Below are 15019 nucleotides of genomic sequence, written 5' to 3' on the forward strand. Positions count from 1 at the left end.
ATGAATCAACCTCTGCGACTTTCAGAAACCTACCCCCTGACGGCAGCCCAGAGAGACATCTGGCTGGACCAGATGACCCGGGGCGATTCACCCTTGTACACCATCGGTGGCTATCTCGAAATCAAGGGGACTCTCGATCCCGAGCGCTTCCAGCGGGCGGTCGACCTGTTGATTAAAAAGCACGATGCCCTGCGCACGGTACTGCATTCTGACGCTGGCGCAGAGGGTGTGCCCAGGCAGACGCTGGCAGACGCGCTGGCGCACCCGGTTGCACTGCATGATTTTTCTGATCGGCCTGACCCGCAGGCGTCGGCGCAAGCCTGGATGCAGCAACGAATGGAGATTGTGCTTCCACTGGACGGGGGCCTGCTGTTTCGCTTCTATCTGCTCAAACTCGATGAAGCGTCGTTCTATTTCGTCGCTCACGTTCACCACATCATCCTGGACGGGTGGGGCATCAGCGTGATGTTCGACTCCCTCGGCGAGCTTTACAGTGCGCTGGAAAGTGACCGGTTGCCTGATCTGTCGGCGCCGTCTTACGTGGCGTTCATCGACGACGATGCGCGCTATCGCGACTCCCCTCGGTTCGCCCGTGATCAGCGGTATTGGCTGGAAAAATATCAGGATGTGCCAGAGCCATTGTTCGTGGCGCGTTACCGCGATCGCTACCCCAATCGTATGGCCCCCAGCCGCCATGCCGCGTGGCGCTATGATCATGGGTTGAACGAACGGGTCGACGCTTTGGCGCAGGTGCATCAATCGTCGCGCTTCGCTGTGCTGCTTGCGGCGCTGTATATCTATTTTGTCCGCACCACCCAGCGCGAAGAGCTGGTGATCGGTCTGCCGATCCTGAACCGCTCCAATGCGACCTTCAAAAAGACCCTGGGGTTGTTCACCCAAGTGAGTGCCGTGCGGCTGCAGTTCAGTGCTGATCTGTCGTTCGGCGAGCTGGTGCGTGGGGTGGCGCGTACGCTCAAGCAGGACTATCGCAACCAGCGGTTTCCCCTGAGCGATATGAACCGTTCGCTGGGGCTGTTGCGCGACGACCGCGCGCAGCTGTTCGACGTGTCGTTCTCCTATGAGCCGGACGACCATCGGTTCATGTTTGGAGAGGCACCGGCTCATCCGGTGAAATGCTCGAACAATCATGAGCAGACGCCGCTGGCCATTCATGTCAGGAGCAACCCACATGACGACAGCGCCTGGCTGCACTGCATCTACAACGAAGCGTACTTCCAGACAGGTGAAATCGAGGTGATGGCCGACCGCTTCCAGCATGTGCTGGAGCAGGGGTTGAACGATGACGGGTTGCCGATCCAGGGTTTTATTCTGCCGACGCCGGCCGAAACACTCAGGTTCCAGGCGTGGAACGCGACCGACGCGCAGTATGAGCATGACTGCACGGTCCATGGTCTGTTCGAAGCCCAGGCGAGCGCGCAACCTGACGCGGTGGCTGTGGTGTATGAGGACCGGACACTGACCTACGGTGTACTCAACGCCCGGGCCAATCAGGTAGCGCACCGCCTACTGGCCCTTGGGATTTGCCCGGATGATCGGGTAGCGATCTGTGTCGAGCGCGGTCTGGACATGATCGTCGGCATGCTGGGGATCTTGAAGTCCGGCGCAGGCTATGTGCCACTGGACCCGGCCTATCCCCGGGAGCGTCTGGCATTCATGCTCGACGACAGCGCTCCGGTCGCTTTGCTCACTCAATCGCAGTTGCAGGTTCAGTTGCCGGCGCTGCAGGTTCCGGTGTTGCTGCTCGACCAGCCCGAGGCGGCGGGTATCGCGGCACAGCCACAGCACAATCCCAATGTTCGCGCGCTGGCTTCGCACCACTTGGCGTATGTGATTTACACCTCGGGTTCGACCGGCCTGCCCAAGGGTGTGATGGTCGAACACCGCAATGTCGCGCGGCTGTTTTCGGCGACGCAGCCCTGGTTCGATTTCAACCCGCAGGACGTGTGGGCGTTGTTCCATTCCTTCGCCTTCGATTTTTCGGTCTGGGAAATCTGGGGCGCGCTGACCCACGGCGGCCGCTTGTTGGTGGTCCCGCAACTGGTCAGCCGTTCGCCGCAAGACTGCTACGCGCTGCTCTGTGAGGCTGGTGTCACTGTCCTCAACCAGACGCCGAGCGCCTTCCGCCAATTGATCGCGGCCCAGGGCGAAAGCGACTTGAGCCACAGCCTGCGGCAGGTGATCTTCGGCGGTGAAGCGCTGGAGACCGGGATGCTCAAACCCTGGTATGCCCGTGAGGCCAATGCGCAGACGCAACTGGTCAACATGTACGGCATCACCGAAACGACGGTACATGTGACCTACCGAGCGTTGGAGGCGGCCGATGCGCAATTGGTCGGTGTCAGCCCGATCGGCAAGCGCATTCCCGACTTGCGCTTGTACCTGCTCGATCAGCAGGGTCAACCGGTACCGATGGGGGTCGAGGGTGAGTTGTATGTCGGTGGTGCGGGGGTGGCGCGGGGATACCTGAACCGGCCGCAGCTTAACCAAGCGCGGTTCATCGCGGATCCGTTCGACGGCACGGCACATGCGCGGATGTATCGCACGGGCGATCTGGGTCGCTGGCTGGAGAACGGTGAACTCGAATACCTCGGTCGTAACGACGAGCAGGTGAAGATCCGTGGTTTCCGCATTGAACTGGGCGAGATCGAGGCGAAGCTGACGGCTTGTGAAAGTGTGCGTGAAGCCGTGGTGATCGCTCGGGAAGACGAACCGGGCGACAAGCGTCTGGTGGCCTATGTGATTGCCGAAGAAGGCGCGCAACTGTCGGCCGCGCAACTGCGCGCCCAGCTGCTGGGCTCGCTGGCCGAGTACATGCTACCCAGTGCATTCGTGATGCTGACCACATTCCCGTTGACCACCAATGGCAAGCTGGACCGCAAGGCGTTGCCGGCGCCGGATTCAGAGGCCTATGCCCGACGCACCTACGAAGCCCCGGCAGGGGCCGTGGAAATCACCCTGGCCGGTCTGTGGGCCGAATTGCTCGGTGTGGAGCAGGTGGGCCGGCATGATCGATTTTTCGAGCTGGGCGGCCATTCGTTGCTGGCGGTGAAGCTGATCGAACGCATGCGCCAGGTCGACCTGGCCGCCGATGTGCGGGTGTTGTTCGGCCAGCCCACGCTGGCGACACTGGCCGCCGCCGCAGGTGCAAGCAGTGGCATTGTCGTACCGGCCAACGGGATTGCGACCAACGCTGAATGCATCACTCCGGACATGCTGCCACTGGCGACATTGACCCAGGAACAGATCGATCACATCGTTGCGGCGGTGCCGGGCGGTGTGGGCAACGTGCAGGATATCTACGGGCTCGTGCCGTTGCAGGAAGGCATTTTGTATCACCACCTTGCGACCGGGGACGGCGATCCCTACCTGTTGCAAGCCACGCTGCGCGTCGACAGTCGAGCGCAACTGGACGCGTTCGTGCAGGCCTTGCAAGCGGTGATCGAACGACACGACATTCTGCGCACTTCGGTGGCGTGGGAAGGGCTGGACGAACCGGTGCAGGTAGTCTGGCGCGAGGCTCGGTTGGGTGTGGAAGAACTCACGCTGGACCAGGCCGACGGCGATATCGCCGGCCAATTGCGGGCCCGCTTCGATCCCCGCCATATCCGCTTAGACCTGCGTCAGGCACCGCTGATGCGCATCCATTTCGCTGAAGACGTGCGTGGCGGGAGCTGGGTGGCGGTGTTGCTGTTCCATCACCTGATCGATGACGCGACTTCGCTCGGCTTGCTGGGCAAGGAAATCGAGGCGCATCTCGAGGGCCGTTCGGCACAGCTACCCGTGTCGGTGCCTTACCGCAATTATGTGGCGCAGGTCAGGTTGGGGGTGAATCGCGATCAACATGAAGCCTTCTTCAGCGACATGCTGGGGGACGTGGACGAGCCGACGCTGCCGTTCGGTCTGCAGGATGTGCAAGGCGACGGCAGTGGTATCGAGGAAGCATCGTTGCCGCTTTGCGCCGAACTGGGCCAGCGTTTGCGCGCTCAGGCACGACGCCTGGGTGTGAGCGCCGCCAGCCTGCACCATTTGGCCTGGGGTCAGGTGGTGGGGCGAGTGTCAGGTCGAACGGACGTGGTGTTCGGGACGGTACTGATGGGCCGTCTGCACAGTGGACAGGAGGCCGGGCATGCACTCGGCATGTTCGTCAACACGTTGCCGTTGCGTGTCGAGGCTGGCGGGCAGGGGGTATTGGCTGCGGTGAAGGCGACCCATGCGCGGCTCGCCGCGCTGCTGGGGCATGAGCATGCGCCGTTATCATTGGCGCAGCATTGCAGTGGCGTCGCCGCGCCAACGCCGTTGTTCAGTGCACTGATGAACTACCGACAGGCTGCCGTGGCGGCACAGGCGCCCAAGGATGCAGGTACTGCGCGGGTCTGGGCCGGTGTTGAGATTCTGGGCGGCGAGGAACGGACCAATTACCCGCTGTCGTTGTCGGTGGATGACCTGGGGGAATCGTTCGGGCTGACGGTGCAGGCGGTGGCCGGAATCGGCGCGCAGCGCGTTTGCGCCTACATGCATACGGTGCTCGAAGCACTGGCCGATGCGCTCGATCACGATGCGAACGCGCCGCTGCACAGCCTGGCCATTCTGCCCGACCCCGAACGCCGGCAATTGCTGGACGATTTCAATGCCTTTGATGCGGCCTATCCATCGGGGCTGCTGATCCATCAATTATTCGAGGCGCATGCCGACGCCCGGCCTGAAGCCGTCGCGGTGACCTATGAAGATCAGAGCCTGAGTTATGGCGAACTGAACCGGCTGGCCAATCAGGTTGCCCATCGTCTGCTGGCGCTGGGTATTCGCGCGGACGACCGCGTGGCAATTTGCGTGGATCGTGGCCTGGACATGGTGGCGGGGCTGATCGGCACCCTTAAAGCAGGCGCCGGTTATGTGCCGCTGGATCCGGCCTATCCGGCCGAGCGCCTGGCTTACATGCTGGAGGACAGTGCGCCAAAGGTGCTGCTGACCCAGCACCGCTTGCAACAGCGTTTTCCTCAGCTGACCGTGCCGCTGTTGTTGCTCGACGCCGAGGATCGTCATGCCGCCGGTATCAGCGATCAGCCGCAAACCAATCCGGATGCATACGCGAACGGCTTGAACCCGGAGAGTCTGGCGTATGTCATTTACACCTCGGGTTCGACCGGCCAGCCCAAGGGCGTGGCAATGGCGCATCGCCCCCTGGTCAACCTGATGCAGTGGCAAATTGCGCAATCGGCGCAGCAGGGAAGGGAAGCTGCGCGCACCTTGCAGTTCGCCGCCCTCGGTTTCGACGTGGCCTTCCAGGAGGTCTTCAGCACCCTGTGTGCCGGCGGCGAACTTTCGCTCATTCATGCCGATACCCGACTGAACTTCCGCCGCCTGTTCCAGCACATCTGCGCGCAACGTATCGAACGCCTTTACCTGCCCTGCATCGCACTGCAGGCGCTGGCTGAAACGGTGTTCAGCGACGCAGAGACCGGGCCACTGGCGTGTGGGTTGCGCGATGTCATCACCGCCGGCGAGCAATTGCGCATCACCCCACAGATACGTGCGTTCTTCGAGCGTCTGGACGGCTGTCGTCTGCACAACCACTATGGGCCGACCGAGTCCCACGTCACCACCGCGCTGACGCTGGCGGACGATGTCGCGTCCTGGCCAACGCTGCCGGCGATCGGGCAACCGGTGGCCAATACACGCATCTACTTGCTGGACGAACACTTGCAGCCGGTCCCGATTGGCGTTGCCGGCGAGATCCACATCGGCGGCGCCTGCGTCGCTCGTGGCTATCTGAATCGGGCTGACCTGACCGCTGAACGCTTCATCCACGATCCGTTCGCCGCCCATGGACAGGCGCGTCTGTACAAGACCGGTGACCTGGGGCGCTACCAGCCGGATGGCTGCATCGAATACCTGGGCCGCAACGACGATCAAATCAAAATCCGCGGTTTTCGTGTCGAGCTGGGTGAGATCGAAGCCAGGCTTTGCCAGCATGCCGGCGTAAAAGAGGCGACGGTGCTCGCGCGCGAGGACAGCCCCGGCGACAAACGTCTGGTGGCGTACTTCACCGCCCAAGTGACGGACGCAACGCCTGACGCCGACTCGCTGCGTGCGCATTTACAGGCACTTTTGCCGGACTACATGATCCCCGCGGCCTATGTGCGGCTGGAAAAACTGCCGCTGTCGCCCAATGGTAAGCTGGACCGCCGCGCATTGCCGGCCCCCGAGGCGGATGCCTTTGCCAGCCGTGAATACCAAGCGCCGCTGGGCGATGCGGAAACCACGCTGGCCCGGTTGTGGGCCGAGGTCCTTGGTGTGGAGCGGGTGGGTCGTCACGATCACTTCTTCGAACTGGGCGGGCATTCGCTGTTGGCGGTGAAACTGATCGAACGCATGCGCCAGGCCGGCCTGAGTGCCGATGTGCGGGTGCTGTTCGGTCAACCCACATTGGCCGCGCTCGCAGCAGCGGTGGGTGGCAACACTGAAGTAGTGGTGCCGACGAACGATATTCCGCACGGTTGTGAACGGATCACCCCGGCAATGCTGACGCTGATGACGCTGAGTCAGGCGGCGATCGACCGGATCGTGGCAACAGTGCCGGGTGGTGTACGCAACGTGCAGGACATCTACCCGCTGGCGCCGTTGCAAGAGGGGATTCTCTACCATCACATTTCTGCCACGCAGGGTGATCCCTACCTGCTGCAAGCCTCGTTCGTCATGGACAGTCGCGCCGAACTCGACGGGTTCGTGCGAGCCTTGCAGGTGGTGATCGATCGGCACGATATTCTCAGGACCGCGGTGCTTTGGGAGGGGCTTGATGCGCCTCTGCAGGTGGTTTTGCGCAAGGCTCGACTGGTGCTCGAAGAAGTCGAACCGGACCCGGACCATGGCGATGTCGCCGGGCAGTTGGGCAAACAGTTCGATCCTGTTCATTGTCGTCTCGATCTTGGCCGCGCGCCGCTGATGCGGCTCGCCTGTGCCTGGGACGCGATCAACCAACGATGGGTCGCGACCCTGCTGTTCCATCACATTGCCCTGGACCATACGGCGCTGGATGTGATGCAGGACGAAATGCTGGCGTACCTCAGGGGTGAGTCCGGGCGCCTGAGTGCCGCCATGCCCTATCGAAATTATGTGGCGCAGGCCCTGCTGGGCGTGAGCCGCGAGCAACACGAAAGTTTTTTCCGCGACATGCTCGGCGACGTGGATGAGCCAACGCTGCCATTCGGCCTGCGCGAAGTACAGGGCGACGGCAGTGGCATCGAGGAGGTCAAACTGAACCTCGATGCGGCGCTGTGCCTGCGTCTGCGGCGGCAGGCGCGTCAACTGGGTGTGAGCGCAGCGAGCCTGCATCATCTGGCGTGGGCGAGAGTCCTGGGGCGTTTGTCTGGCCGCGAGGATGTGGTCTTCGGTACGGTGTTGCTGGGCCGCATGCAGAGCGGCGAAGGCGCGGACCGCGCCTTGGGCATGTTCATCAATACCTTGCCGCTGCGCGTGGATGTCGGTGCGTGCAGTGTGCGTTCCGGGGTGAAACAGACCCATGGGCGGCTGACCGCGCTGCTCGCCCACGAGCATGCGCCCCTGACGTTGGCGCAGCGTTGCAGCGGGGTAGCCGTTGCCTTACCGCTGTTCAGCGCACTGCTGAATTACCGCCACAGTCCGTCAACGGACGAAAACGGTGCCGATCTGTGGGCCGGTATCGAGGTGACAGGTGTCAGGGAACGGACCAACTACCCCTGCACGTTGTCGGTCGATGATCAGGGCGAAGGTTTCCTGCTCAGCGTACAAACCTTTGCCAGCATCGGCGCCCAGCGTATTGCCGACTACATGTACACCACGCTGCAGAGCCTGGTGGATGCGTTGGAACACGCCCCCGACACGCCGCTGCACAGCCTGGAGATACTGCCTGGCGCCGAGCGTCGGCAACTGCTGGTGGCGTTCAACCTGACGGATGTGGATTACCCGAGGCATCCGACGATTCATCAGCGATTCGAAGCGCAAGCGGCCAGGCACCCCGATACGGTGGCGGTTGTTTATGGCGCGCAGTGTCTGACCTACGGCGAGCTGAACCGGCAGGCCAACCGGCTGGCGCACCGCTTACTGGCACTCGGCGTACGACCTGAAGACCGTGTCGCCATCTGCATGCAGCGCAGCCTCGAGACAGTGGTCGGTCTCCTGGCGATCCTGAAATCCGGTGCCTGTTATGTGCCGATGGATCCGTCCTACCCCGCGGAGCGCCTGGCCTACATGCTCAAAGACAGCTCGCCGGTGGCGCTGCTGACTCAGCAGGTATTGCAAGAGCGGCTGCCGATCCTGAATGTGCCGGTGCTATTGCTCGACGCTGATCGGCCTCAGATGACCGAGTGTGCCGAAGACAACCCGATGGTCGCGGCGCTGACCCCGGAAAGCCTGGCTTACATCATCTATACCTCGGGCTCCACGGGTGAGCCCAAAGGCGTGATGATCGAGCATCGCAACCTCGACAATCTGGTGAGCTGGCATTGTCAGACCTTCGAACTGGAGCACGGCAGTCGCACTTCAAGCGTGGCCGGTTTCGGTTTCGATGCGGCGGCTTGGGAAGTCTGGCCTGCGCTGTGTGCCGGCGCCACGCTGCTGCTGCCACCGGCGCATGCGGGCAGTGAGGATGTCGATGCACTGCTCGATTGGTGGCAGGCCCAGGTGCTGGACGTGAGTTTCCTGCCAACGCCCATCGCCGAGTACGCTTTTGGCCGCAATCTGGCTCACGATCAGTTGCGCACGCTGCTGATTGGTGGTGACCGTCTGCGCAAACTGCCTGCCGACCAGCCCTTCACCCTGATCAACAACTATGGCCCCACGGAAACGACCATCGTCGCCACCTCGGGCCGGGTCGACGCCTCGCAGACGGTGTTGCATATCGGTAAACCAGTGGCCAACACCCGGGTTTATCTGCTGGATACGCAACTGCAGCCGGTTCCGGTCGGCGTGACGGGTGAGCTCTATATTGGTGGTGCCGGGGTCGCACGGGGTTATTTGAACCGTTCGACCCTCACCGCCGAGCGCTTTGTGCAAGACCCGTTCAGCCCTGTGCAGAACGCCAGAATGTATCGTTCCGGAGACCTGGGGCGCTATTTGCCGGACGGCAACATCGACTACCTGGGGCGCAATGACGGACAGCTGAAAATCCGTGGGTTTCGTATCGAACTGGGGGAAATAGAATCCAGGCTCGGCGTCTGCACCGGTGTGCGCGAAGCGGTCGTCATCGCGGTGGAAGACGCCTTGGGTGACAAACGCCTGGTGGCCTATTACACGGCGCATGACAGTGAGGATCAAGCGCTGACGGCTGATAGTCTGCGCGCGCAATTGCAGGTGCGATTGCCGGAGTACATGGTGCCGGCGGCGTACATGCGCCTCGACGCGTTGCCCCTGACCCCAAACGGCAAGCTCGACCGCCGGGCATTGCCCGTGCCCGACAGCAATGCCTATTCAAACCGTGGCTATGAAGCACCGCAGGGCGAGATGGAAACGGTCATGGCTGACATCTGGGGTTCTCTGCTGGGTGTGGAACGGATCGGTCGCCATGACGACTTCTTCGAACTGGGCGGGCATTCACTGCTAGCGGTGCGATTGACGTCTCAAGTGCGTCAGCGACTGGGTGTGGAACTGGGGCTGGCAGAACTGTTTGCCAACCCTGAGTTATCGACTTTGGCGGCATTGGTCATGCAGGCTGCGGCAAGCACTTTGCCGCCCATCGTGTCGGTGCCGCGCGACGAGGCTCTGCCACTGTCGTTCGCACAGCAACGGCTGTGGTTTCTCGCGCAGATGGAAGGCGGCAGTGCGGCTTATCACATCGCGGGTGGCCTGCGCCTCAAAGGTCAGCTGGAGCCCGAAGCACTGCACTGGGCGCTGGAGCGTATCGTGGCGCGCCACGAAGCCTTGCGCACCACCTTCAACAACGTCGATGGCGAGGCGGTGCAATGCATCGCCACCAAAGGCGTTGGTTTTGCTTTGGCGGTCCACGACCTCGCGCATCACACTGACATCGAAGGCGAATTGGCCAGACTGGCCGGGGACGAGGCGCACGCGCCGTTCGACCTGGAACAGGGGCCGTTGATTCGTGCTCAGCTGGTACGGCTGGCTGATGACGAACATGTGCTGCTGGTGACGATGCATCACATCGTGTCGGACGGCTGGTCGATGAGCGTGCTGACGCGCGAACTGGGCGCGCTATACCACGCCCGTCTGCAGGACGAAGCCGACCCGTTGCCGCCGCTGTCGATCCAGTACGCGGACTATGCCGTCTGGCAGCGTCGCTGGCTGGACGGTGATGTGCTGAGTGAACAGAAGGCGTATTGGCAGGAGGCGCTGGCGTACGTGCCACCCTTGCTGATGTTGCCGGCAGACCGTGCGCGCCCGGCACAGCAGGATTATTGCGGTGCCACCCTCGACGTCGAATTTGACCAGGCACTGACGGCGGACCTCAAGGCGCTGAGTCAGCGTCACGGCACTACCTTGTACATGACGGTGCTGGCCGGTTGGGCTGCGGTGCTTGGCCGCCTCTCGGGGCAGGAGACAATTGTCATCGGTTCGCCGGTGGCCAACCGCACGCGCGTTGAAGTCGAGGGGCTGATCGGTTTCTTCGTCAACACCCTGGCCCTGCCGATCGATGTGTCGGGCCAGCCGAGCCTCGAAACGCTGCTGCAACGGGTGAAGGCGCGGACACTGAGTGCGCAGGCCCATCAGGATCTGCCGTTCGAACAGGTCGTGGAAGCGGTCAAGCCGGTGCGCAGCCTGGCTCATAGCCCGCTGTTCCAGGCCATGTTGTCCTGGCACAACACAGATGGGCAAAACCTTGTCCTGGACGGCCTGACGCTTGAAACCATGGGCTCGCCCGGTCGTACGGCGAAGTTCGATGTGTCGCTGAACCTGGGGGAGGCGAACGGCGTGATTTCGGGTGGCCTGGAATATGCCACGGCGTTGTTCGACCAGACGACGATGCAACGCTACCTCGGTTACCTGGAGCGGATGCTGCGGGCGATGGTCGCGGATGCACAAGGGGGCGTGAGCGAGATTGCCTTGCTCAATGACGTCGAACGACAACGTCTGGACAGGTTCAACGCGACTGAAACGAAGTATCCGCGAGAGCGGACGATCCATTCGCTGTTCGAGACAAGGGTTGAACGCACGCCGGATGCGTTGGCCATCGTCCAGGCAGAACAATGCTTGAGCTACCGTGATCTGAACAGCAGAGCCAATCATTTGGCCCGTTACCTGATTGGCCTCGGCGTACAACCGGGCGACCGGGTGGCGATTGTGCTGCCGCGTTCGATCGACCTGGTCGTGAGCCAACTGGCGATTCTCAAGTGCGCAGCAGTGTATGTGCCGCTGGACATCAACGCACCCTTGGAACGCCAGCACTTTATGGTGCAGGACAGCCAGGCGGCGGTGGTACTGACCCACAGCGCTGAGGTTGTGGCGCAGGGCGCGCGGCGTGTGGACCTGGATATTGTCGGATTGGACGCTGAAGCGGCCGATGACCTGAGCCTGATACAGAACGCCGAGTCGGTTGCCTACGTCATGTACACCTCGGGTTCCACCGGTACGCCGAAAGGCGTATTGGTCCCGCACCGGGCGATCAGCCGGTTGGTGATCAACAACGGTTATGCCGAGTTCAATGCGCAGGACCGGGTGGCCTTTGCTTCGAACCCGGCGTTCGACGCCAGCACCCTCGACGTCTGGGCACCGTTGCTCAACGGCGGGTGCGTGGTGGTGGTCGAGCAGGACGTACTGTTGTCGCAAGAGCGTTTTCGCACGCTGTTGCTTGAGCAATCGATCAGCGTGCTGTGGATGACCGCAGGCTTGTTCCATCAGTACGCCCAAGGCCTGATGACCGTGTTCGGCCAGTTGCGTTACCTGATCGTCGGCGGTGACGTGCTCGACCCCGCAGTGATCAGCCGGGTGCTGCAAGAGGGCGCGCCAGCCTATCTGCTCAACGGTTACGGCCCGACAGAGGCGACCACCTTCACCACCACCCATGAGATCAAGGCCGTGGGCGAGGGCAGCATTCCGATCGGTCGCCCGATCGGCAATACCCGGGTCTACGTGCTGGACGCTTACTTGCAACCCGTACCAATGGGCGTGGCGGGCGAGCTGTACATCGGTGGCGACGGCGTGGCCAAGGGGTATCTGAACCGTCCCGAGTTGACCGTCGAGAAGTTTGTGAGCGACCCGTTCAACGCCGACCCGCAGGCCTTGCTGTATCGCACCGGCGACCTGGCGCGCTGGCTGGCGGATGGCTCTATCGACTACCTGGGCCGCAACGACGATCAGGTGAAGATCCGTGGTTTCCGTATCGAGTTGGGCGAGATCGAAGCCCGGTTGGGCCAGTGCGCGGGCGTGCAAGACGCCGTGGTGCTGGCGCGACAGGACGAGCCCGGGGCAAAACGCCTGGTCGGCTATGTGATCCCTCGGCAGGGCATCACCTTGTCGGTGCATGACCTGCGCGGGCAATTATCGAGCGTGTTGGCCGAGTACATGGTGCCGAGTGCTTTCGTGGTGCTGGATACGTTCCCGCTGACCGCCAACGGCAAGCTGGACCGTCGTGCGCTGCCGGTGCCGAACGACGAAGCCTACGCCAGCCGTGCCTATGAGGCGCCGCTGGGCAAGGTCGAGCAGACATTGGCGCAACTATGGGCCGAGGTGCTCAAGGTCGATCGGGTCGGCCGCCACGATCACTTCTTCGAACTGGGGGGGCATTCGCTGCTGGCGGTCACGCTGATCGAACGCATGCGTCAGGCGGGTTTGAGCGCCGACGTGCGGGTGCTGTTCAGCCAACCGACCCTGGCCGCGCTGGCGGCGGCGGTCGGTAGCGGCAGGGAAGTGAACGTTCCGGCGAACCTGATTCCTTCGGACTGCGAACGCATCACCCCGGGCATGCTGCCGCTGGCCAGCCTGACCCAGGAGGCGATCGACCGCCTCGTGGCGACGGTGCCGGGTGGCGCCCGCAATGTGCAGGACATCTATCCACTGGCGCCGTTGCAGGAAGGCATCCTCTATCACCACCTTGCCGCCGAGCAGGGCGATCCGTATGTGTTGCAGACACTATTCAATCTGCAGGGCCGTGAACGCCTCGACGCGTTCGTTCAGGCGTTGCAAAGCGTGAACGAGCGCCACGACATCCTGCGTACTTCAGTGGTGTGGCAAGGGCTGGACACACCCATGCAAGTGGTGTGGCGTGAGGCGAGACTGCACCTTGAAGCGGTCGACCTCGACCCCGCCGCAGGCGATGTCGCGGCGCAACTGCAGCAGCGCTTCGACCCGCGGCATTATCGCCTGGACATCACCCACGCCCCCCTGATGCGCCTTGCATTTGCCGAGGATGCGGTCAATCAGCGTTGGGTCGCGGTGTTGCTGTTTCACCACATGGCGCTGGACCACACGGCCATGGAAGTGGTGCAGCACGATATGCAGGCGCATCTGCTCGGCGAGGCTGCGCGACTGACCGAGGCCGTGCCGTATCGCAACTATGTGGCACAGGCACGACTCGGTCTGAGTGCAGGCGAGCACGAGGCGTTTTTCCGCGAGATGCTCGGCGATGTCGACGAACCAACACTGCCCTTCGGCCTGCAGGATGTGCAGGGCGACGGACGTGACATTGAAGAAGCCAGACAATCTATAGAACCGGCGCTGGATTCGCGTCTGCGGGCCCAGGCGCGTCAGCTGGGGGTAAGCGCTGCGAGCCTGGTGCACCTGGCATGGGCGCAAGTGCTGGGCAAGGTTTGCGGCAAGCAGGACGTGGTGTTCGGCACGGTGCTGATGGGCCGGATGCAGGGCGGCGAGGGGGCCGACCGCGCGCTGGGGATGTTCATCAACACCTTGCCACTACGGGTGGACGTCGGCGCACAAGGCGTACGCGCCGGGGTCAAGGCGACCCATGCACGACTGACGGCTTTGCTCGGCCACGAACATGCCTCGCTGGCACTGGCGCAACGTTGCAGCGGTGTGGCGGCGCCGACGCCACTGTTCAGTTCATTGCTCAACTACCGGCACAGTGCTGTCGCCGCTGCTTCGGTAAACACGTCGGCCGCCTGGCGCGGTATCGAGGCGCTCAGTGGTGAAGAGCGCACCAACTATCCACTGACGTTGAATGTCGATGACCTGGGTAACGGTTTCAACCTGTCGGTGCTGGTGACATCGCAGGTCGGCGCGCAGCGTGTTTGTGCGTACATGTACACAGCGCTGGAGCATCTGGTGGAGGCTCTGGAGTCTTCACAGCAGGCATCGCTGCACAGCTTGTCGATCTTGCCGCGGGATGAACGTCTCAAACTGCTTGTCGAATTCAACGCCACCGAAGCCGACTATCCGCAGGAACAGACCATTCACGGGTTGTTCGAGGCCCAGGTGCAACGCACGCCGGACGCTGCGGCGGTGCTGCGGGGTGAACAGTGCCTGAGCTATCGCGAGCTGAATCAGCGCGCCAACCGGTTGGCGCATTACCTGCGCAAGCAGGGCGTACAACCGGATGCGCGGGTGGCGATCTGCGTCGAACGCGGCGTTGATATGGTCGTGGGGTTGCTCGGGATTCTCAAGGCCGGTGGCGGTTATGTGCCACTCGATCCGGCTTATCCGGCCGACCGGATTGCCTACATGCTGGCGGACAGCGCCCCGGCGGCGGTGTTGGCGCAAACGGCCACGCGCGGCTTGCTGGCCGAAGCTTCGGTGCCGGTAATCGACCTCGACAGCGGTGTCTGGCAGGACGAATCCGTCTTGAATCTGGAGATCGAGGGGCTGACTTCATCGCACCTGGCCTACCTGATCTACACCTCGGGCTCCACCGGTTTGCCCAAGGGCGTGATGATCGAACACCGTAACACGGTGAACTTCCTCACCTGGGCGCACCGTTCGTTCGATGCAGCAACCCTGGCGAAAACCCTGTTCTCCACTTCGCTGAACTTCGACCTGGCGGTGTACGAATGTTTCGCGCCGCTGACCTGCGGTGGCCGCATCGAGGTGGTGAGCAATGTGCTGGAACTGCAACAAGGCG

Annotated in this window: 1 protein-coding gene (running past one end of the window); it reads left to right on the forward strand. The window is 62.6% G+C overall.

Annotated features, from left to right (window positions below; genetic code table 11):
• Positions 1-15019 carry the 5' portion of a non-ribosomal peptide synthetase gene (locus ACZ89R_RS02100; protein ID WP_429546878.1) on the forward strand. The gene runs 1064 nt beyond the window's last position, so the window shows 15019 of its 16083 coding nt (coding positions 1-15019); it begins with the start codon at positions 1-3; its stop codon lies off the right edge, out of view.

This window comes from Pseudomonas sp. TE3728, assembly GCF_056279145.1.